This is a genomic window from Listeria rocourtiae subsp. hofi (assembly GCF_963575615.1).
GTDB lineage: Bacteria > Bacillota > Bacilli > Lactobacillales > Listeriaceae > Listeria_A > Listeria_A hofi.
Map to the genome: position 1 here is coordinate 42,450 of NZ_CAUYTL010000010.1, position 23,529 is coordinate 65,978.

Annotated in this window: 14 protein-coding genes, 1 tRNA gene and 1 CRISPR repeat array; of the genes, 12 read left to right on the plus strand and 3 right to left on the minus strand. The window is 40.4% G+C overall.

Annotated features, from left to right (window positions below):
* Nucleotides 1–187: 187 nt before the first annotated feature.
* From gltB to R8925_RS06550, 6 genes are all read left to right on the plus strand, one after another.
* Nucleotides 188–4,783: a glutamate synthase large subunit gene (gene gltB, locus R8925_RS06525; RefSeq protein WP_430535090.1), complete on the plus strand. Its 4,596-nt coding sequence runs from the start codon at nucleotides 188–190 to the stop codon at nucleotides 4,781–4,783.
* A 235-nt stretch (nucleotides 4,784–5,018) separates the two neighbouring features.
* Complete coding sequence (locus tag R8925_RS06530) at nucleotides 5,019–6,488, plus strand: glutamate synthase subunit beta (RefSeq protein ID WP_430535091.1); 1,470 nt, start codon at nucleotides 5,019–5,021, stop codon at nucleotides 6,486–6,488.
* Nucleotides 6,489–6,699: 211 nt separating this feature from the next.
* Nucleotides 6,700–8,046: a CRISPR direct-repeat array (repeat unit 30 nt; unit sequence GTTTTTATCTAAGTAATGTGAAATGTAAAT).
* A gap of 484 nt (nucleotides 8,047–8,530) precedes the next feature.
* On the plus strand, nucleotides 8,531–8,887 hold the full coding sequence (locus R8925_RS06535; RefSeq protein WP_430535092.1) for a carboxymuconolactone decarboxylase family protein: 357 nt from the start codon (nucleotides 8,531–8,533) through the stop codon (nucleotides 8,885–8,887).
* 45 nt (nucleotides 8,888–8,932) lie between these two features.
* Entirely contained in the window at nucleotides 8,933–9,511 is a 579-nt protein-coding gene (locus tag R8925_RS06540) for a histidine phosphatase family protein (protein ID WP_430535093.1), read from the plus strand.
* Between the two features lie 75 nt (nucleotides 9,512–9,586).
* Nucleotides 9,587–10,570, plus strand: a complete 984-nt coding sequence (locus tag R8925_RS06545) for a Gfo/Idh/MocA family protein (protein ID WP_430535128.1) — start codon at nucleotides 9,587–9,589, stop codon at nucleotides 10,568–10,570.
* A 178-nt stretch (nucleotides 10,571–10,748) separates the two neighbouring features.
* The gene (locus R8925_RS06550; RefSeq protein ID WP_430535094.1) at nucleotides 10,749–11,885 is read left to right on the plus strand and encodes a DEAD/DEAH box helicase; all 1,137 of its coding nucleotides are present in this window, start codon (nucleotides 10,749–10,751) and stop codon (nucleotides 11,883–11,885) included.
* Between the two features lie 124 nt (nucleotides 11,886–12,009).
* On the opposite strand, the gene R8925_RS06555 is transcribed toward R8925_RS06550, so the two are convergent.
* Together R8925_RS06555 and R8925_RS06560 are read right to left on the minus strand one after the other, a co-directional pair.
* Nucleotides 12,010–12,843, minus strand: coding sequence for a hypothetical protein (locus R8925_RS06555; RefSeq protein ID WP_430535095.1), 834 nt, complete (start codon nucleotides 12,841–12,843; stop codon nucleotides 12,010–12,012).
* The gene (locus tag R8925_RS06560) at nucleotides 12,840–13,355 is read right to left on the minus strand and encodes a hypothetical protein (RefSeq protein ID WP_430535096.1); all 516 of its coding nucleotides are present in this window, start codon (nucleotides 13,353–13,355) and stop codon (nucleotides 12,840–12,842) included. Before R8925_RS06560 ends, R8925_RS06555 begins: the two co-directional genes overlap by 4 nt.
* Before the next feature lie 273 nt (nucleotides 13,356–13,628).
* On the opposite strand from R8925_RS06560, the gene R8925_RS06565 reads away from it, so the two are divergent.
* The 6 genes from R8925_RS06565 to R8925_RS06590 all read left to right on the plus strand — a co-directional run bounded on the left by R8925_RS06565 (nucleotide 13,629) and on the right by R8925_RS06590 (nucleotide 23,136).
* Nucleotides 13,629–16,310: a sigma-54-dependent transcriptional regulator gene (locus tag R8925_RS06565; protein WP_430535097.1), complete on the plus strand. Its 2,682-nt coding sequence runs from the start codon at nucleotides 13,629–13,631 to the stop codon at nucleotides 16,308–16,310.
* A 166-nt stretch (nucleotides 16,311–16,476) separates the two neighbouring features.
* Nucleotides 16,477–16,785, plus strand: coding sequence for a PTS sugar transporter subunit IIB (locus R8925_RS06570; protein WP_430535098.1), 309 nt, complete (start codon nucleotides 16,477–16,479; stop codon nucleotides 16,783–16,785).
* A gap of 76 nt (nucleotides 16,786–16,861) precedes the next feature.
* Entirely contained in the window at nucleotides 16,862–18,142 is a 1,281-nt protein-coding gene (locus R8925_RS06575) for a PTS sugar transporter subunit IIC (RefSeq protein WP_430535099.1), read from the plus strand.
* A 374-nt stretch (nucleotides 18,143–18,516) separates the two neighbouring features.
* A complete protein-coding gene (locus R8925_RS06580; protein ID WP_430535100.1) occupies nucleotides 18,517–18,822 on the plus strand; it encodes a PTS sugar transporter subunit IIA in 306 nt (101 codons plus the stop codon).
* Nucleotides 18,823–18,894: 72 nt separating this feature from the next.
* The gene (locus R8925_RS06585) at nucleotides 18,895–19,980 is read left to right on the plus strand and encodes a DUF871 domain-containing protein (RefSeq protein ID WP_430535101.1); all 1,086 of its coding nucleotides are present in this window, start codon (nucleotides 18,895–18,897) and stop codon (nucleotides 19,978–19,980) included.
* A gap of 465 nt (nucleotides 19,981–20,445) precedes the next feature.
* Nucleotides 20,446–23,136 (plus strand): YhgE/Pip family protein, encoded by a 2,691-nt coding sequence (locus tag R8925_RS06590; RefSeq protein WP_430535102.1) that lies wholly within the window; start codon nucleotides 20,446–20,448, stop codon nucleotides 23,134–23,136.
* 245 nt (nucleotides 23,137–23,381) lie between these two features.
* Here R8925_RS06590 and R8925_RS06595 read toward each other — a convergent pair.
* A tRNA-Arg gene (locus R8925_RS06595) sits at nucleotides 23,382–23,455 on the minus strand.
* Between the last annotated feature and the right edge of the window lie 74 nt (nucleotides 23,456–23,529).

A 23,529-nucleotide genomic window follows, 5' to 3' on the forward strand; every position in this document is an offset into this window, starting at 1 on the left:
CTATCTCCAATCTATCTCAAAACGAGATCATTTTATTCTATTATATATATTGTTTCGATAAATGAAAAGGATTAGAATAGACATTACACCAAAACGTTATAAACTAGAAATTAATGGGTAGAATATAGAACGGGATACATAATCATAACTTTAATTATCTGAATAGTAAGGTTAAGGAGGAATTGGGATGAAACAGACGAATATGCCTGAAAAACATGGCTTGTATGATCCAAAAAATGAACATGACGCGTGTGGTATTGGCTTCGTGGCGAATATTAAAGGGCGTTCTTCGCATAAAATTGTCGAGCAAGGAATTCACATGCTTTGTCAGCTGAAACATCGTGGCGGCGAAGTTGGTGGCGATACGGGCGATGGTGCAGGAATTCTTCTGGAAATTTCGGATGATTTCTTCCGCGATGCTTGTTCGAAAATCGATATTGTATTACCTGAAAAGTATCACTATGCAGTTGGAATGTTTAATTTCCCGCAAAATGTCGAGCAACGCAAAATTTTACAGGCGGCGACGGAATGTTTTATTGATCAGGAAGGGCAAGATTTCTTAGGATGGCGGAAATTACCGACAGACGTGTCGAAGGTTGGGCTGGGGGCGCAAAAAACCGAACCGGCTGTGTACCAACTTTTTATTGCGAAAGATGAGGCGCTTGATGAAGAAGCTTTTGAGCGAAAATTGTATTTAATTCGTAAGCAAATCGAGAATTTTGCAGCGGGTGATGCACGGGTGACAGAGACGTTTTATGTACCGAGCTTGTCGACGCGGACCGTTATTTTTAAAGGGATGTTGACGCCAGAGCAAATCAATCAGTATTATTTGGACTTGGCGGACTCGGCTTATACATCGGCTTACGCGCTCGTGCATTCGCGTTTTAGTACGAATACGTTTCCGAGTTGGGAGCGGGCGCACCCGTATCGTTATTTGATTCATAACGGGGAAATTAATACGCAGCGTGGGAATCTGAACTGGATGAAAGCTCGTGAAAAACGTGCGGAGTCGGATTTGTTTGGTGCGGATTTGGCGAAAGTGATGCCTGTAATTGATGAGGACGGAAGTGATTCGGCAACGCTTGATAATGCGCTGGAATTTTTAGTGCAAACGGGGCGTACCTTGCCTCACGCGGCGATGATGTTGATTCCGGAGCCTTGGGATAAAAATAAGGCGATGACAGATCCGAAACGGGCTTTTTATGAGTATCATAGTACGTTGATGGAGCCTTGGGATGGGCCGACGTCGATTTCGTTTACGAACGGGCGCGTGATTGGGACGATTTTGGACCGGAATGGTTTGCGTCCTGCGCGTTATTATGAGACGAAGGACCACACGATTATTTATTCTTCGGAGACAGGCGTTGTACCTGTGGAATCGGAGGAAATAATTCGCAAAGTGACGGTTGGCGCGGGTACGATGTTGCTGATTGATTTGGAAAAAGGTGAGATTATTTCGGATGACGTGATTAAATCGGAGTTGACGACAGAAAAGCCATATCGTGAGTGGCTGGACGCGGAGTTGACGGATATTGGGACGTTGACGGAGCAGGATCGTTTAGAATATATTTCATTGAATAAGAAGGACTGTTTCAAATTGCAACGGGCGTTCGGTTATACGCAGGACGAATTGAGTAAAATCTTGATTCCAATGGTGACGGAGAAGAAAGATCCGATGGGGGCGATGGGTTATGATGCACCGCTTGCTGTACTTTCTTTCCGGCCACAGTTGTTGTTTAACTATTTCAAGCAGTTGTTTGCACAGGTGACGAATCCGCCGATTGATGGGTTGCGTGAGGAGTCAGTTATTTCGACGATGACGCTGCTTGGAAATGAGGGTAATATTTTAAATCCAACGGCTGAAAATGCGAACCGAATCCGTTTAGAGACACCGATTTTATCTCGGAAACAGTATGCTTCGATTGCCTTGCAGAAGAAATTCGCGAAACCGACGGCATTTATTAATGCGTTGTTTAAAGCAGAGGAGAAAGAGAATTTGGCGGAAGTGCTAGATCGTCTTTTTGCGGAGGCTGATGCGAAAATTGAGGCTGGTGCAGAATTGCTTGTAATCACAGATGACGGAACAAATGACGAGTTTATCGGGATTCCAGCGTTACTTATAACGAGCGGTCTGCATCATCATTTGGTGAAACGTGGCACGCGGATGAAGGTGAGTTTGATTGTAAAAACGGCGGAGGCTCGTGACGTGCATCATTGTGCGATGCTGGTTGGCTACGGTGCGGACGCGATTTTCCCATACTTGGCGATCGATGTGTTTACGAACCTGATTAAAGATGGTCGGATTAAAGGTTTTACGGTCGATGAGGCCGAGTCGCGCTATATTGAGGCAATTACGGATGGTATTTTGAAAGTGATGTCGAAAATTGGTATTTCTACCGTGCAAAGTTATCGGGGTGCGCAGATTTTTGAAGCAATTGGGATTGGCAACGATGTGATTGCTGATTATTTCCCAGGAACGGCGTCGCAGCTTGGCGGTATTCCCTTGGAAGTGATTGCCCAGGAGTCTTGGTTGCGTCACCGCGAAGCATTTCATGATATCGGTTTCCAAGAATTCACGCTGAATACGGGCGGCGAATATCAATGGCGTTCAAACGGTGAATATCATGTGTTCAACCCGCTCGCGATTCATTCATTGCAACAGGCGACGCGCGAAAATAATCGCGAAACGTATGATTTATATTCGGACTTAATGCAAAATCAAAATAATGCGTTCCTTCGAGGCCTGCTAACGTTTAACTCGCATGGACGCAAGCCAATTCCCATCGAGGAAGTTGAACCTGCCGAAGCGATTTTCAAACGTTTCAAATCAGGCGCTATGTCTTATGGATCTATCAGTCAAGAGGCGCACGAGGCACTGGCGATTGCGATGAACCGGATTGGCGGTAAAAGTAACAGTGGTGAAGGCGGAGAAAATCCAGACCGTTTTCTTCCGGATTCAAACGGTGATTGGCGCCGTAGTGCGATTAAGCAAGTTGCATCTGGTCGCTTTGGCGTAACGAGTCACTATTTGGTAAACGCTGATGAACTACAAATCAAGATGGCACAGGGCGCAAAACCAGGTGAGGGCGGTCATTTGCCTGGTGAAAAAGTGTACCCGTGGATTTCGAAAACCCGTGGATCAACGACAGGTGTTGGGCTCATATCGCCACCACCGCATCATGATATTTATTCCATCGAGGATTTATCTCAACTTATTTTTGACTTGAAAAATGCTAATAAAGACGCGCGGATTAATGTTAAACTCGTTTCAAAAACAGGAATTGGCACGATTGCAGCGGGTGTTGCAAAAGGCTTTGCTGACGTTATCTTAGTTAGCGGATACGAAGGCGGAACCGGAGCAGCTGCGCGAAGCAGTATTCGTCATACAGGTGTTCCATGGGAAATCGGTTTGGCGGAAACACATCAAACACTGCTTTTAAATGGGTTACGTAATCAGGTTGTCGTAGAAACAGACGGTAAACTGATGACTGGAAAAGATGTGCTCGTTGCGGCAATGCTTGGAGCGGAAGAATACGGTTTTGCAACGGCACCACTTGTGACACTTGGTTGCGTGATGATGCGCGTATGTCATATGGATACGTGTCCCGTTGGAGTCGCAACACAGAACCCAGAACTTCGCAAAAAATTCGGAGGTTCCGCAGATTATGTGGTGAACTTCTTCAACTTCATTGTTGCCGAGATGCGCGAAACGATGGCTGAACTTGGCTTCCGTAGTCTCGAAGAAATCATTGGGCACAAAGAATATTTGGAAACCCATGAGCGCAAAGAATCGCATTGGAAAGCGAAACATCTTGATTTTTCCAATATGCTTTACATGGATGACTTTTACAAAAATCAAGTCCAATTCTGCACGAAAGAACAGGATCATAAAATCGACCAAACGCTGGACATGCGAGAGTTGCAAGCCGTTGTGGCACCTGCGATTGAACGTGGTGAGAAAGTCACTGGTCGTTTCCCTGTTCGCAATGTTGACCGCGCAATCGGCACAATTACCGGTTCTTACATCAGCAAGAAATATGGCGCGGCGGGACTCCCAGAAGATACGATTGACCTCACTTTTACGGGGGCGGCTGGTCAAAGCTTTGGCGCCTTCGCTCCCAAAGGGATGACGCTACGTATTGAAGGTGATGCGAACGATTACTTTGGAAAAGGTCTATCTGGCGCGAAACTTATCGTATCACCAGATGCTAAGACACCGATTAACGCGCATGATTCCGCGATTGTCGGAAACGTAACGCTTTATGGCGCAACAGATGGTGAAGCATACATTAACGGAAAAGCCGGCGCCCGTTTTGCTGTCCGTAACAGTGGTGCAGACGTAGTTGTTGAAGGAATTGGCGATAACGGTTGCGAATATATGACCGGTGGAACGGTGGTTGTTCTAGGCGAAACCGGAGAGAATTTTGCGGCAGGAATGTCCGGCGGTGTTGCTTACGTTTATGCCCCAAACCAAGCCAATTTCACCACAAAAGTGAATCCAGAACTTGTGACGTGTCGAGAGATTACGACGCCGCGCGAGGAACGGAAACTACGCGAATTGGTAGAAAATCATGTCCGCTATACCGACAGTGAATACGCCCGCAAGTTACTGGCAAACTGGGAACGCGAACTTGCTAACTTTGTTTACGTCATTCCGAATGAATTTGAAATCATGCTTACTCGGATTGAAAAATTACAAAGTGAAGGCCAAACGCACGACGCTGCAGAGTTACAGGCCTTTTATGAGCATAAAGACGGACTATTAGTGGAAGTTACTAAATAGGAAAGTAGCTGAACAGTGAAAAGCTGAATCCGCTCGTTCAGCTCTGAAAAAAGATGGAGCGGCCGAGATGAACGAATGCTCCTTTCGGTCGCACTCATATTGAGGTTCTAAGAAAATAAAATACTTTTCTAAGAACCTCAACAAATTTTCGAAGAGCTAGCGGATGAAGCTAGACTATGAACACTTGAAAGAGGCGAATAGCTCAGAATAATTTCAAAACAAGGAGTTGAATGCAATGGGAAAACCAACTGGATTTATCGATTATGACCGAATTCCAAGTCCTGTGCGCGATCCACTAACACGGACGCGTGACTGGAACGAATACAATTTGCCAATGCCTGTTGTCGATTTACAGATTCAAGCCGCGCGTTGCATGGACTGTGGTGTACCATTTTGCCATACAGGAGAAGAAATTAAAAACGGTGTATCGGGCTGTCCGTTGCATAACCTAATTCCGGAGTGGAACGACGCTGTGTATCGCGGAGAATGGCGCGAAGCCCTGGATCTTCTTCTAAAGACGAATAATTTTCCAGAGTTCACCGGCCGTGTTTGCCCAGCACCATGCGAAGGCTCCTGTACAGTCGCGATTTCCGAGCCTGCGGTTGGCATAAAATCCATCGAAAAAGCGATTATCGACCGCGGTTTTGAAGAAGGCTGGATTAAAGCTCAGCCACCGCAAAAAAGAACTGGAAAACGCATTGCAATCATCGGTTCCGGCCCAGCAGGACTTGCATGTGCAGATCAACTAAACAAAGCTGGCCATAATGTTACTATTTTCGAAAAAAGCGATCGAATTGGCGGCTTGCTCATGTACGGCATCCCAACGATGAAACTCGAAAAAGATTCAATTAACCGCCGCGTCAACTTGATGGCCGAAGAAGGCATCGAGTTTGTAACCAATGTCGAAGCCGGAAAAGATATCACAATGGCACAATTGAAACAAGAGTACGATTCGATCGTGTTAGCTACCGGTGCCGGAAATGCTAGAGATGTCAAGCTTCCAGGCCGTGACGCAAAAGGAATTCATTTTGCAGTCGATTACCTCACACAAAGCATTAAAGATAACCTTGACAATAAAGGTGTGCAAACATTGTCCGCAGAAGGCAAAAACGTCATCGTTATCGGAGGCGGAGACACAGGAGCTGATTGCGTCGCGACAGCTTTACGACAAGGCGCAAAAAGCATCTACCAATTTGGCTTACGCGATAAGCTACCAGACATGCGCGCCGTTCAAAACCCGTGGCCACAATTTCCGAAAGTATTCCAAATGGACTACGCTCATAGCGAAGCAGAAGCAGTATATGGTGAGGATCCACGTCACTATTTAGTGAGTTCCACGGAATTTATCAAAAACGAAAGAGGGGAACTTACCGGATTGCGCACTATCGATGTTGACCGAGTAGACGCCAAGCGCAATATCCAAGAAGTTCCCGGTTCCGAGAAAATTTGGGACGCTGATATTGTGCTAATAGCAATTGGATTCGCTGGTGCTACACCATCTATTTTTGAGGATTTCCAAGTAGGCAAAACAAAAAGCCACACGATTGAAGCAGCAAAAGGTTTTTACCGTACCGACGTAGAAGGTATCTTTGCATGCGGCGACGCAAGATATGGTCAGAGCTTGGTAGTAACGGCGATTAACGAAGGACGTGAAGCCGCTCGCGAAGTCGATTTTTACCTCATGGGTGAGACATTTTTACCATAAACAATAAAAAAGGCTCAAAAATCTGTCGACCACCAGTAGTGTAAAAATTACGGGACATCGACAGATTTTCTTTATTGACTGGTATGACAGGTATGAAGGTGATTTTGAACGGAATCGATGTAAGGTTAGGCAACTGAAAAAGCAAACTTTGCTATCGGTCGACAGATTTGGGCTCTTGAGGTATTATGGGAGTAAGGCTGAAAAAGCACGGGTTTTTATCTAAGTAATGTGAAATGTAAATAGGGGTTATAGATGAGAATCCAGAGATGCCCCCTTCGTTTTTATCTAAGTAATGTGAAATGTAAATAGCGACATACCAGTTATAGCTCCTACAGAGTTTGATGTTTTTATCTAAGTAATGTGAAATGTAAATTCATTTCTTAATACAAATTCATCTATGCTAAGCCATCGTTTTTATCTAAGTAATGTGAAATGTAAATTTGTCCATATGTGATATAATGGTCACGAGGTTTGGGTTTTTATCTAAGTAATGTGAAATGTAAATAAGAAAATCAAGAAAGTGCTCTAAAAGACATTTTGTTTTTATCTAAGTAATGTGAAATGTAAATTCAGCATAAGGAGGAATAATAGATGTCAAAGTTTAAGTTTTTATCTAAGTAATGTGAAATGTAAATTCATTTCCTGAATCATTTTTTCTTTTACTGCCTCTGTTTTTATCTAAGTAATGTGAAATGTAAATCCGTTCCCGTTTATTTCTTTTGATAATTGTGTACAAGTTTTTATCTAAGTAATGTGAAATGTAAATAAGAAATCAAATGTGCTATTTTGGAAACGGACAATGGTTTTTATCTAAGTAATGTGAAATGTAAATGATTGTCGTCATACTTCGAAAGTTCTTCGATTAGTTGTTTTTATCTAAGTAATGTGAAATGTAAATATGGGTTGGACAAAATACAGTTAAACTCCCATTATTGTTTTTATCTAAGTAATGTGAAATGTAAATAGTACTCTTGTATTTTCTTTTTGGCTCTTTCTACAGTTTTTATCTAAGTAATGTGAAATGTAAATCGAAATTTCTAAACACAACTGATTTTCACTTTCAAGTTTTTATCTAAGTAATGTGAAATGTAAATTTTACCAGAAAGGTGTAGGCGGTATGAATGAGGGGGCGTTTTTATCTAAGTAATGTGAAATGTAAATTACAGACAGCGAGATAGCAAACAGGTGGGGTGTTACCGTTTTTATCTAAGTAATGTGAAATGTAAATAGTTGTCAATCAGTACTACAAAGCTGAGAACTGCGTTTTTATCTAAGTAATGTGAAATGTAAATCAAAAGAATTTCGGAAGGCTTGGCGCTACAATTGTAGGTTTTTATCTAAGTAATGTGAAATGTAAATTGGGAAGCTTCGTAACAGGAAGTAAGGAGCCATCTTGTTTTTATCTAAGTAATGTGAAATGTAAATCATAAGTACACATACTGCTGGAATTGCGAAAAACGACTGTTTTTATCTAAGTAATGTGAAATGTAAATAGTTTTTCAACGCATAGCTCGGTTCGTTTTCATTCGTTTTTATCTAAGTAATGTGAAATGTAAATATTCATGTCACTGGGACACGTATGTTTCTTTGATGTGTTTTTATCTAACAAGCTGAAACACAAAGAAATTATTACCATAAAAACAGCTCAAAAAAACTTTTAGTTGCGTTTCCCCTTAGTATTGTGTAATCTGAATAAGGAAGCTTTGTGGCAGATAGAGGCGTGATGTTCCGAATTCCAAAGAAGCAATTTATAAAGGTGGGATCGATATGAAAAAAGAAAAACCAGTATGAACGAATCTATTTACAATGATGATATATAAAGTAGCACTAGTCTTTCTCGGAATCATTTCGTGCATCATTTATGTCTTTGCTAAAAAGAAAGATTAATTAGAAAAAATATCCAATCCGCTGTTATGCACGTAACCTCGAAGTTATTTGTGTCACGGTGGATTTTTTTATGTATAAGTAGTATTTATAATTGACTTGGAGTCCACTTCATGGTTTAAACTTTACCTATTAGCCAAAAATAGGAGGGATTACAGTTGTCTACCAGTAAAAAAGAGTGGGTAAATCGCAATCAGTTATTTCTGAACGGGAAATCTAGATTAAAAGAAACAGATTCTGAACTCAGCGCACTTTTCAATCATTTTGTGTTTGATGAAGTCTTGCAATATACGCAATTTACAATCAAACAACGAATGAAAGTGACGCTCGCTACTTTAATCACAATGCAGTGCGTGAACGAATTCAAAATAATGCTAAACGCGGCTTTTGACATTGGCGTGACTCCAATTGAGGCAAAAGAAATCGTCTATCAGACTGTGCGATATATCGGACTTAGAAAAGTATTTGATTTTTCACAAGTAACGAATGATGTTCTGATAAAAAGAGGGATATGAATAAGCACATATCGCAATAAAACTATTATTAAAAGGAGCATACAAATGAAAAAAACACTTTATCTCATGCGTCACGGTCAAACATTATTTAATGTAAGAAAAAAAATACAAGGTTTTTGCGATGCGCCATTGACGGAATCAGGCATTAACCAAGCGAAAATAGCGAGCGAATATTTCCAGGAGAATGGGATTGTTTTTGATCAGGCCTATAGTTCCATGTCGGAACGAGCTTGCGACACGTTAGAATTAATCACTGACATGGATTACAAACGCCTAAAAGGGCTGAAAGAATGGAATTTTGGAACATTCGAAGGTGAAAGTGAAGACTTGAATCCGCCGTTACCGTATGGAGATTTTTTTGCAGGATTCGGAGGAGAGCGAGAAATGGATTTTCGCGTGCGGCTTGTTGAGACAATGGAATCAATGATGAACCAAGAAAATCACAATACTGTTTTGGCAGTTTCTCACGGTGCTGCTTGTGCTCAGTTCGCCCGAAATTGGGAAAATCGTAGTGAAATCGGAAAAATCACCGGTTTGAAAAACTGCTGCATCTTGAAATTCGAATACGAAAATGGTGAATTCACGCTCGTCAGCTTTATAAATCACGATTTTGCAAAAGCCTAGCCAATCTCTTCGCAAATTTTCCGGTTTTCAGCTATACTTAAACAGGAGAAACATATGAAGAAGGGAAGTTTTGTTATGAAGCTTGGTATTATGGGAACGAATTGGATTACAGATGCCTTTGTAGAAGGCGCGATTAACTCAGGAGAATGGGAACTAAATGCGGTTTATTCACGTACATTGGAAAAAGCATATGCCTTTGGTGAAAAATATAAAGTTGCGAATTATTTTGATGATGTTGAAAAGATGGCGAGTTCAGACGTTATCGATGCGGTTTATATTGCGTCACCAAACGCGATGCACTACGAACACGCATTACATTTCTTACGTAACAAAAAACATGTCATCGTTGAAAAACCGATTTTTTCAACGGTTGCAGAACTAGAAGATGCGCATAAAGTAGCGAAAGAAAATGGCGTCTATCTTTTCGAAGCTGCTCGCCATATTCAAGAACCTAACTTTAAAATTTTGCAAGATAGCATCCAAAAAGTCGGAAAGCTTCACGGCGCGACACTTGCTTACATGAACTATTCTTCACGTTATGATAACGTACTTGCTGGTGAAGAGCCAAATATTTTCTCGCTGAATTTTTCTGGTGGTTCGTTAGTTGACTTAGGCGTTTACCCAATGTATACGGCAGTTGCGCTATTTGGCGTTCCTGAAAAAGCAACTTATTTTGCGACAAAACTGCGCACAGATGTTGATGGAGGCGGCCCAGTTATTTTTGAATATCCTGATTTCACGGTTACTATTTTGCAAGCAAAAATGTCGCAATCATTCTTACCAAGTGAAATATACGGCGAAAAAGGCACGCTCGTACTCGACCCATTAACAGGCATTAAGAGCATCCAATACGCGGATAACCATACGAAAGAAATCGAGGAATTAGCAATGTCCACCATTCCAAATGACATGGAATTCGAAGCAACCGAATTTGCCAGAATCATCACGGAAAACGACAAATTGGCGTATGAAGACCTAGAAGACTTAAGCAAAGCAGTTTTACAAATCTCAAATGACCTGCGTCACCAAAATGGTATTTGGTACAAAGTCGAAAAATAGCCTCTAACTTAGATAAATCGGCGACAAGCGCTCGATTTGTGTAAAGCGTAATCTTCGTCCTACCTATAGATGGGTTGGGCGTTTTCTTTGCCTAATAGCTTCAAATCAGGGTTTTGTTGATTTTCTGGAAACGTGGTATGATAAGAGTATCGAATTTAGAGGGAAAAAGGAGTTTATTATGACGAGAAAAGAAGTACCTGAGATTTGGGGCGAGCAGTGGGAAGTCCATAAATATGAAACGATGACAGAAATTCAGCAGCACTTGTACGAGCCGATTAAAGAAGGTAAAGATGTCATCGCAGTTTCACCGACAGGAACCGGGAAAACAGTTGCCTATTCCTTACCAGCCATCGAAAAATTAGAAGTCAAACCGCATACACAATGGCTTATTTTAGCACCATCACATGAGTTAGTTATGCAAATTGCAGACGTTGTGCGTTCATGGTTGCCCGCGGGATTGAAAGTCATCGGTATCATCGGGAGTGCCAATATCAAGCGCCAAATCGATAACCTGAAGAAAAAACCACAAGTCATTGTTGGTTCACCTGGTCGCGTTTTGGAACTTATTAAGCAAAAGAAAATCAAGATGCATGAAGTCAAAATGATTACGCTTGATGAATGTGATCAATTGTTGATTCGTGAAAATGTTCCAACTGTGCTCGAAATCGTGAATAGTGCTATGCGTGATCGTCAATTAGTAATGGCATCAGCAACGAAATTGGACGATCCAATGATGTTTTACCGCAATAGTGAGATTGAGCCAGTGATGATTGAAGCAAAAGCCGAAGAGAGTAACGCCAATGTGAACCACCTTTATATGGATGTGGAGCAGCCTCGTGACAAAGCTATATTGCTACGTCGAATTTCCAACGTAGAAGGGATGCATGCGCTCGTTTTCGTGAAAGATAAAGTTCGGATGGATATTATTTTGGAGAAATTGCAATATGATGGAGTTGCAGCTGCCGGAATTCATGGTGAAGTGAACAAAGAAAAGCGCAAAAAGTACTTAGCTGCCTTCAAAAAAGCAGAATTGACATATTTAATCGTAACCGATGTAGCAGCGCGCGGTTTGGACATTCCAGACTTACCATTCGTTATTCATTGCGATGTGGCGATGGATGCGAAACAATATACGCACCGCTCTGGTCGAACTGGCCGGATGGGTAAATCAGGTACGGTTCTCTCGTTTGCCAATGAGCGCGAAGCTCGGACATTACGTCAATATTTGAAGGAATTGAACAAAGATCCGATTAAAGTTCGCTATTACGAAGGCGTCTTGACGGATGATTTTGAAAGTAAAGCAAAGCGTAAATAAAAAACCTGTAGAATGAGTCGCATCAACATGAAGTGCCTCATTCTACAGGTTTTATTTATACTCGGAATGGAGGATTGCAAGGAGTCGAGACTTCCACTCTCCTCTATATACCTTGATGAAAATATTAATTAAATTCTGAACCCTGTTTGTTTTTTAAAGTCAAGTCTACCTGATTTTGTGAGATATCTATTAACCCCATATAAGTAGCATTGGATAGGAAAATTTTAGCTTCATCTTTAATTAGATAGTCTATTTTCGGTTTAATTAAATACCATGAGTATTTATTATCGTTTACATCAATCGATGTAGACAGTTCCTTTGAAAATGTATTGTTAGGGGCTATCTCAATATTATCAGACAAAATAGATAGTGCATCAGTTTTAGCGTAGATATCTTTGATAAAAATTGTCGACTCTTTATTATCATTTGCGATGCTTAAAAGGTACTTTGTTACATCACTTTGAATCCCCACAGTATTACCAAATAACGAAAGGTCATCATCAGATGAGTCTAGAACTTCAAATATGAAATTGCCTATACTCACGGTAATAGTTTTTTTTGATGTGACAATTGTTAATTCTTTGATTGGATAGTTTCCCAGGGAGCTGAAACTTATATCAAAATTGAATGAATTTACATTCGTATCTTCATCAAAAACATAATCACCAGTAATATTTGTAAATTCAGCGTTAATCGAGCTATCGTTGAAAGAAATTGATTCAACATCAGCTATGTTAGTATCCCCATATAGAAATGGTATACTTAGTGAAAAAACCTCATCTTTATTTAGTGAAACATAGCCATTCCCTTGCATGAAAATAGGGTTTACTATAGTTTGTTTTTTTCTGCTAGCTAGTTCATCAGTATCACTTTTATTTGCAAAAAATAATGCTGATAGTAGGACTATAGTAAAGATTAAAGCAATGAATATTATTTTTCTATTGCGTCTAGAACTCATTGATATTTAACATAAATATAGGAATCAACTGGAACCGTTGGAGTAACTCTATAGGTTTTTGTTTGATAGCTATACTTGTTTGTGTTTGTTTCATAAAATTTATATTTTGTAGTATCGTCATAAGTGTGTTTTTTGTATTTTACATCAAAAGCTAATTTAGAATTTTTAGAACTGTTAGCTGGAATAGTTGTTCCTATGCTACTCTTTGTAGTTCTAGTATTATTGTAAGAGAAGTTAGCCTTCAACCATTTAAGCCCTGCAGTAGATATATTAGCGCTTACAGAAGATGTTGCTGTAACACTTTTAGAAACTGTATATTTATTTGCTTTTGCCCACGATGTTGTTAGGTAAGAATGAAACTTTCTTTCATATGTTGTGCTACTTTTTGATACCATAGAATGTGAAACGGCACCCATATTTTGTAATTGTGCATTGGCTGGTGTTGCATTCAAAGAAACTGCCATTGTTAGGACCAAGGTGAATGCCACGGAGCCCAAAATTATTTTTTTCATGATAAAATTCCCTCTTTTCTTAATATGTGTTTGTAAAATATTTACTAGCTAGCGGTACTATTATATCATTTTGTAGAAGCATAAGGCAATAGAAATAACGGGTTATTGAAATTTATTTGCTATTTAGGTAATCATAATACAAAGTGTGAACCATCTTTCATACTCTTTGAGGCATGAATCGAATTTTACAACCTGTTGACTTTTTTAGTTTGCCGAATGACCTTTGTTACAGGTATAATAGAAGAATAGAGCTTTTAGTAAGGAGTCGGGGACATGCTTAGTAGAAGAGATGAGGTTTTTAAGCTTCTGAATAATGTAAACGGTAAACTAACAGCGAATGATGTAGCGGAGAAGTTACAGATGGATCGCGCGAATGCGAGTCGTTATTTGAACGAACTGTTTAAAGAGAAACAGATTGAGAAACTTCCAGGCAAGCCAGTTCTTTACCAAGCTTTCAAAAAAGAGGAAGCCAAATCAGGAATTAGTAGTACGAAAACAGCTTTTGATCGGCTCATTGGTTCTGCGCAAAGCTTAAAAGTGAGTATTCAACAGGCAAAAGCAGCGATTCTTTATCCGCCGAATGGTTTACATACATTAATTCTTGGGAAAACAGGTACAGGGAAGTCCTTATTTGCCGAGTGCATGTACAAGTTCGCTCGCGAAGCGGATATGGTTAGAAAGGATGCACCATTCGTTTCGTTTAACTGTGCGGACTATGCACAAAATCCGCAATTGCTTTTCGGTCATATTTTTGGTGTGATTAAAGGAGCATACACGGGTGCAGAACAGACACGCGAGGGCTTGCTTGCAAAAGCAGATGGCGGAATTTTGTTTTTAGATGAGATTCACAGGCTGCCTCCAGAAGGCCAAGAAATGTTGTTCACGTTTATTGATAAAGGTGAGTATCGACCGCTTGGTGAGAGTCAAGCAGTGCATACGGCGGAAGTGCAAATTATTGGGGCAACGACAGAATCACCGGATAATTTTTTATTAGAAACATTCACTAGGCGGATTCCGATGACAATCACGTTGCCACCACTGGCAGAGCGGCAATTAGAAGAACGTTACGAGCTTATCGAATTTTTCTTATCACAGGAAGCGACGCGTTTACATCAAACAATTCGCGTTCATCGCCAAGCTTTGATGGCGTTTTTACTCTATCATGCGAGTGCCAATGTTGGTCAACTGCAACGTGATTTGAAATTAGCATGTGCGAAGGCATTTTTGCATTATAAGACAAAGGCGACGAATTATATTCTTATTGAGCAGGATGATTTGCCAATTTATGTTCAAAAAGGGTTACTTCATTTGAAAGATGAGCCGGAGAAGATGAACCGGTTAATTGATGTGAATAAGACGATTTTTAAATTTTACGATACGAGTGAAGCGAATGATATTGCGATTGAAGATGTGGATGACGTATACCAAGCGATTCAAACAAAAGCTGACCAGTTGATGAAAGAAGGCAAGGACCAGTCAGAGCTTGAAGAAGCGCTTTACGTGGATGTGGATCAATATTTTCATGAGTACATGGGCCAGCTTCCGACGCAGCAATCGGCGAAGGAGATTATTAGTCCGGAAATTTGGCAGCTTACGGATCAAGTATATGCTTTAGCAGAACAGCGCTTGGAACGTAAATACAATGAAAAAATGCGTTTTGCGTTTGCGCTCCACTTACAAAGTACCATCGAGAGGATTCGCGAACAAAAACATATTGTACATCCAGACTTGAATAATGTCCGCAAAAAATACTCGAAAGAATTCCAAGCAGCGATTGATATTTCGGCTCTATTAGAACAATCGCTAGGTATTGAAATTCCTTTTGACGAAATCGGTTTTTTGACGATGTTTTTAACAGAGGAAGTCGTGGAATCGATGTTTACACAAGAAGCGCTAGTCGAGGTTATCGTTATGATGCACGGTCGCTCGGCAGCAACGAGTATGGTTGAAACAGTTCAAGAACTCCTCAATATTGAGTCTGGCACAGCGATGGACATGCCGTTATCAGTCGAAGTAAAAGCGATGTATGAAAAAGTAAAGGCTAAGGTACAACAATTAAATCCGACAAAGGGTGTCTTAATTCTTTCTGATATGGGCTCTCTGACGTCGTTTGGCAATATGCTAACCGAAGAACTTGGCATTCGCACCAAGACGGTTAGCATGGCGAGCACACCAGTTGTATTAGAGGCTATACGCAAAGCTTCGTTGGGGCGCGGATTAGAAGATATATATCAGAGTTGCCAACAACTCTTTGAAAATAAATACAAAGCGCAAATTTTACGAACAAAACCAACGAAAAACGCGGTTATATTTACATGTTTCACAGGAGAAGGTGTAGCAGAACAGTTGCGGTCCCGCGTAGCACCAGTTATCGACGAGTCAAAAGTAGAAATCATCGTCTTACAATTTTTGCATAAAGAAGCTTTCCGTGAACGTATAGACCAAATAATGGAAGAATACAACATACTAGCCATCATGGGCTCCGTCGAGTTTCAGTACCGCGAAATCCCATTTTTCAGCGCCTTAGAGGTATTTTCTGAGGGGGGGATTGACATCGTGAAGCGAATTATCAATGATGAGGTACCATATGACCAGTTAATTTCCTCTCTAGAAGGTAATTTAAAAGAAGTCGAATCTCCAGAACAACTCGTCTACTTCCTACGCAAAATCATTTCGGAGTTGCAAGTTCAGATGAATATAGTGCTTGAACCGGGCGTTGATATTGGGATCATTTTACATCTTGCTTTCCTTGTTGAACGGATGAAACTAGGAGGTGTTGATCGCGAATTCCCGAACATCGACGCATTCACGAAACAGCACATGATTGAAATGCAAATTACGCAACAAATGATGGAAAACGTCAATTTGGAGTATAATATTATTGTCCCTCAGTCAGAAATTGCTTATCTCACGCAAATGATGACAGCAAATAAAGTAATCATGGAAGAAAATTAAACTAACGAGACAAGTGTGTACATAATTTACACACTTGTCTTTTGTTCTTGTGTAAGCTGATGTTTGGCTTTATCACACGCTTTTATCTAATTTTAAAAGTTGGCACGGAACTTGCATTTATAAAAGTGAGGGTTAAGAAATAGCGTTTTAGGGAGGATGAATCGAAGTGAAAACAATCTTGTTAGTTTGTTCCGCGGGTATGTCGACCAGTTTGCTAGTTACCAAGATGGAGAAAGCCGCAGAGGATAGAAATCTCGAAGCTAAGATTTATGCAGTATCAGAAGCGGAGGCACCAGATAATATTGGTAAAATCGATGTGTTATTATTAGGGCCACAAGTCAAATTTTTAGAAAACAAATTCAAGAAAAAGCTAGAACCACTAGGAAAACCCGTTGCAGTCATCAATAGCATCGATTACGGTATGATGAACGGCGAAAAAGTTTTAAATCAAGCACTAACTTTACTTGGGGAATAAGCAGTACATTGCGACTGCTTAAATATAGGAGGGGACAAACGTCTCGTCCAAAATAAAATTATTGGGGGAAATACAAATGAATGGTTTTATCGCATTTATGGAAAAGTACTTTATTCCTTATGCAGCCAAAGTCGGAGGGCAACGTCATTTAGTTGCAATTCGTGATGGTTTCATCACAACAATGCCATTAATGATCTTGGGGTCATTAGGGACGTTAATCAACAGCTTGCCAATTCAGGCTTATCAAGACTTTATGAATAATATTTTTGGTGAGGCATTGTGGAAATCTTTTGGTGTGAATATTTGGAACGGTACATTCGCGATTCTAGCACTTTTAACTGCTTTTACTGTAGCTTATAACCTAGCAAAATCATACGATAAAGATGCTTTATCAAGTGGTGTTGTATCTGTTTCTTCTTTCTTTGCCATTGGTGGATTGAATGGATTGAGTTCATCAGGTTTATTCTTAGCGCTAATTGTATCTTTAATTTCAACAGAGTTATTTATTCGTTTAAGCGGAAATCAAAAACTTATTATTAAAATGCCAGATGGCGTTCCACCAGCTGTATCTAGATCATTTGCTGCACTGTTTCCTGCAATGATAACAATTAGTGTCTTTGCGCTTTTTACAACAATTCTTTTCGGTCTCGGCGTAAAAGATATCGTTGGAGAGTTCTACAAGTTAATTCAAGAACCGTTTATGGGACTTGCGAATACTTTGCCAGCAGCGCTATTCCTAGCATTCATTTCTTCATTCTTATGGTTTTTTGGACTTCACGGTGCAAACATTATCGAGCCATTTATGCAAACAATCAATGCTGATGCAATTGCAAAAAATGTGGATGCTCTTAAACTAGGCTTAGACGCTCCTTATATCGTTAACAAACCTTTCTTTGACTCTTTCGTAAACTTAGGCGGAACTGGTGCAACGATTGCAATCATTATTTCGGTGTTCCTATTTGGTCGCCGCAATAAGCAATATGTAACAGTGTCAGGACTTGCCTCAGCTCCTGGAGTATTCAACATTAACGAACCATTAATGTTTGGTCTACCGATTGTGTTAAATCCAATCCTATTCGTACCTTACATTTTGGCTCCACTAGTGCTTGTAACAATCGCTTACTTTGCGACATCACTAGGCATGGTACCAGCAGCAACAATCGTGACACCTTGGACTACACCACCGATTGTTGGTGGCGTGCTTGCTACACAAAGTTGGACAGGTGGCGTTCTAGCAGCGGTGAATATCGCAGTAGCCGTACTCATCTATGCACCATTCATTAAAGTAGCAGAAATTCAAGAAATTCGTCGCGAAAAAGCAGCAGCAGCCGGCGAACCAACAGAAGATAATTTTTAATATGAAGTGCTGATCACGCCCGTTAGCTTCGACAGAAATTGTTAGGGGGCGCAGAAAAAGTCTTCTTTTGACTTTTGCGAAGGCCACGAAATTTCCGAGGAGCTGGCGTGAGGAGGCCGGACAAAAAAGAAGAGCTGACCACGCCCGTTAGCTCCGACAGAAATTGTTAGGGGGCGCAGAAAAAGTCTTCCTTTGACTTTTGCGAAGGCCACGAAATTTCCGAGGAGCTGGTGTGAGGAAGCCAGATAATATGAAAATCAAATGGATGTAGGGCAGATGGATTACATGTTCACTTTGTTCACATGCATATTGAGGCTCTAAGTAAGCAGAGTACGCTTTCTAAGAGCCACAACAACTAAAGGATGTGGAACTGAATGGAAGAATTAGAACTAACGATTATGAACCTAATTATGTTTGGTGGTAACGCAAAAAGCGATGCCATGTTAGCGATTGATGCAGCTAAAAAAGGTGATTTTGCTTTAGCGGACGAACAAATCCAAAAAGCAGAACAATCATTGCTCGAAGCGCATCATTCTCAAACAAAACTAATTCAAGGCGAAGCACGCGGTGAAAAAGCAGAAGTATCTTTACTTCTAGTTCACGCACAAGATCACTTGATGAATGCTATTACATTTAAAGATTTAGCAATCGAGATTGTAGAATTATATCGCGTTAAGTAACTATAAAAATGGGGATGAGGAATTTTCCTCATCCCCATTTTAACTATTGATAAGAGAGGAAGTTTACTTATTATGAGAAAATTAGGTATTTCAGTATTCCCACAACATGCCCCATTGGAGGATTCATTAAACTACATCGAAACTGCTGCAAAGTATGGTTTTAGCCGCATTTTCACATGTTTAATCTCAGCAAATGACGAAGAAGAGTTTGCAAAACTAGAAACAATTTGTCAAACAGCGAATAAATTAGGTTACGAAGTTATTGCTGATGTCGATCCGGGTGTTTTTGCTTCACTAAATTTGACGTATCAGGACTTAGGCCGCTTTAAAGAATTAGGATTATCCGGTTTGCGTTTAGATTTAGGTTTTTCTGGTGCAGAAGAAGCGGCGATGTCGTTTGATGATAATGATTTACAAATTGAGCTTAATATTTCTAACGGCACGAAATATGTTGATAATATTTTGTCGTACCAAGCGAATACAGCAAATATTATTGGTTGTCATAATTTTTATCCACGTCGTTATACAGCGCTTTCTCGTGAGCATTTCCTTCGTACAAGCGCCCAATTCAAAAAATTCAACTTGCGCACTGCAGCTTTCGTTTCGTCTAACGCAGGTAAATTTGGACCGTGGTTTGTCGTTGATGGTGGCCTTCCAACGTTAGAGGAGCATCGTGGCATGTCGATTACAGTACAAGCAAAAGATTTATGGAACACCGGGTTAATCGATGATGTTATTATCGGCAATATGTACGCGTCAGAAGAAGAGTTAAAAGCACTTGGTGAACTAAATCGCAATGAGTTAGAACTTGCTGTGACATTTGTTGACGGCGCGACACCAGTCGAAAAAGAAATCGTAACAACGCAAAAACATTTCAATCGCGGTGATGCTTCTGAGTACGTATTGCGCTCGACAATGACACGTGTAAACTTCAAACAACACGAGTTCCCAGCACATGACACAGACACAATCGAACTTGGTGATGTTACTATCGATAACAATGGCTACGAACGCTACAAAGGCGAAATGCAGGTGGCTCTGCGTGAAATGGAGAACTCGGGTAACACAAATATCGTTGGGCGCGTTATCCCAGAAGAGCGTTACTTATTAAAAACAATCCAACCATGGCAACACTTCCGTTTGAAAGAACATAAGTAAAGTAGTGAATACAAGAGTCTGGGGCATAACCGAAATAAATCGGCGACAAGCGCTCGCATTGTTGGGACTGTTCGGGTAATGAGTTACAGTCCCAATATGCCTATGAGCATCACGAATAGGCGTTCTTTCAGGATATTTAGAATAAGGATGGAGAACAATCGAGCGGTTCTGCTACACAAGAGCAGTTTCGCTTAACTTCTTGCATGGTCGAGGAAACTACCCTCTCCCTGCTTTCAGTCATCACGTACAGTCGTACGCTCCGCTTCCGGTTTCCACCAAATCCCCAGAATACAAACGCTTTCGCTCGATTTGTGTAAAGCTTAATCTTCGTCTTACCCAAAATAATGGGCGAGGCGATTTTTTCGTATTAGGAGTTTTGTCTCGGCCTCTTGTATTTTTTTGTTTGCAGTTAATCTGCCTGCCCTGTATAATCGGACGTGAAGTAAGACAAGAGGGGTGCGATGAATGAAGAAAATTTGGGGTATTTTTATACTCGATTGGCGACGACTTTTTAAAGCTCCGATTGCGTTAATGTTGGTGCTTGCGCTTGTCATTTTGCCATCACTGTATGCCTGGTTTAATATTGAAGCACTCTGGGATCCTTATTCGAATACATCTGGTATTAAGGTGGCGGTTGTGATTGAAGACAAAGGTGCCGAAATTACAGTGCCAGGTAAAAGTCCGCAAAAAGTCAATATTGGTACACAGCTCAAAAAACAACTGAAAGAAAATGACTCACTAGGTTGGACTTTTATGAGCGAAGATAAGGCACGTGAGGGCGTGAAGAAAGGTGATTATTACGCCGCAATTATTATTCCCGCCGATTTCTCAAAAGATATTGTCTCGGTCGTGGGCGGTAATCCGACGAAACCAACAATTAACTATATGGTGAATGAGAAAATAAATGCGATTGCGCCAAAAATAACCGACAAAGGTGCATCAACCATCGTAGACCAAATCAGCTCGGAATTCGTCGATAAAGTCAGCAGCTCGGTTCTTTCAGAGCTCAATAAAGCCGGCATCGATTTGGAAAATGAGTTGCCAACTTTGCGACATATTAAAGATAAAGTTTTTCAAGTGAAGGCGAGTATGCCACAAATTATTGAAATGGGTAAGCAAGCGGTTATTTTGGAAGGCAGGCTACCAGACTTAAAAGCAAAGGCGAACCAAGTAGTTGAGCTTAATAAGAGTATGCCTCAAATAAATGCTGCGGCACAAGACCTGTTACGAATCGAATCACAGTTACCGCAACTTGATAAACTCGGCGAAGATATCTTGACATTGCAGAAGAAAATCCCTGAAATTCAGCAAATTGCAACGGACGTAAAGGCAGTTAACGCCAATTTTGGAACGATTCAAAAGACGGTAAATGACGCAATTTCTGAATCCACCAAGGCACTAAGCATTATTTCCAGTGCAGAAAAAGCGCTACCCACTGTAAAAAAAATAGCGGACGACGGTTCCAAATATGCAGACAAGGTAGCCGGTTTTACGAAACAAGTGGATCAATCTTTCCAAACGGTAGCTCCGGCAATCAAACAAAACCTTATTTTGCTACAACAAGTCACAAATAATGTTTATGAGCTAACGGAAGCGCTAAAAAATGGTGCTATCGATTCAGATAAAGTCGTTACGGTAATCGACCAAATCGATACGCAATTAACGAGCGCGAGTAACATGCTGACGAAACAAATAGAGTTGCTAAGCTCGCTGAATGAAACCTTACCAAACAGACCACTCACAGGCTTTATCAGTAATTTAACGGCAATGAAACAAGACTTAGCGAAGCAACAGCAAACATTGGCACAAATCAAAAAAATTATCCAAGCCGGTGAAGAACCAAGCCAAGTACTGCTCAATCAACTTAACGCAGAAGCTAAGAAAGTTAGTGATGACTTAACAATAATCATCAGTAAATACGACGCTAAAATCGTGCCAACAATCAATACCGCGCTAAAAGAAATCAGCACAGACCTCGCTAAAAGTAGTGCTTTACTAGATGGCGCTAAAGACAAACTGCCAGAAATCACATCAATTCTTCAAACTGCGAATCAAACTTTAGTAACAAGCCAAACGTATTTAAAAGAATTCCAACAACGATTACCAGAATTACAGCAAACATTGGCCGATGCAACGACATTTATCGATACGAAACTAGATACTGTCATTAGCGGTATCAACACAGCTGCAGCGTTTTACAAGTCCGAATATCCTGATGTAAAAGCTAAAATTCACAAAGCAGGCGACTTCGTGCGAAATGACTTGCCATCACTGGAATCTGAAATAAACAATGCGGCTAAACTGATACAACAGAAGTTTCCTGAATTTGCAAAAGCCGTCCAAACGGCCGCCAACTTATCAAGGACGGAGTTACCTCAATTTGAACAAGCCATCAATAAAGCTACATCACGAATCAATGAATTTGATCAAAATTATGATATGCAACAAATTATCGCGTTCTTAAGAAATGATGTCAAAAAAGACAGCGATTTTATAGCACATCCGATTCAATTAAAGGAAACGAAGTACTATCCAATTCCTAATTACGGTTCGGCCAGTTCGCCATTTTATACAGCGCTTTGTCTATGGGTAGGAGCATTACTTCTCATTTCATTACTTCGCGTTGATGTTGAAGTACCGCGTGGAATTTTTAACCACCACCACGTTTATTTTGGTAGGTTGCTTACATTCCTATCTATTGGTCTTGCGCAAGCCCTCGTTGTGACGCTCGGTAACATTTTCTTGCTCGGAGTATCTATCGCAAGTCCAGTTTACCACGTTCTTTTCAGCATGTTTATTAGCGTCGTTTTCATGATTATCGTATACACACTTGTTTCGCTGTTCAACAATGTTGGTAAAGGGATGGCGATCATCCTGCTTGTCCTGCAAATTTCAGGAGCCGGAGGGAACTTCCCAATTCAAGTATCACCGCCATTTTTTCAAGTAATTTACCCATTCTTACCATTCACATACGCGGTTGGTCTCATTCGTGAAAGCGTCGGTGGTATCTACTGGCAAAATGCAACCCATGATATTTTGATGCTTACAATGTTTGGCATCCTGTTCATTCTCCTAGGAATACTACTCAAAAAACCATTAGATAAAATCATTCCAGGACTGTCTGCAAAAGCTAAAAAAAGTAAATTAATTCACTGAGAATAAGTGCAAAAAAAGATCTGGCAAAAAACCAGATCTTTTTTTAGATTATTATCATCGTTCATCGACACAAAAGAAATTTATTTGTAACATTAAAGTAAAAAAAGAAAAATAAATCTTTATTTTTGACATAAAAAACGTTATACTGAAATAGTATATAAAAGTTGAATCTTTTGATATATACAGTAATATAGTTAACATCAAACGGTATGTAAAGTGATAATATCCTATATTTCAAATAAAAATGTCCTGAGAGGGAATCGAACCCACGGCCTACAGCTTAGGAGGCTGTCGCTCTATCCTACTGAGCTATCAGGACACGATTGATTGAATCAACTTTATCATTTTAACATAAAACAGAGGCGGGGAGCAATCTGTTTGTAAAAATCAAGA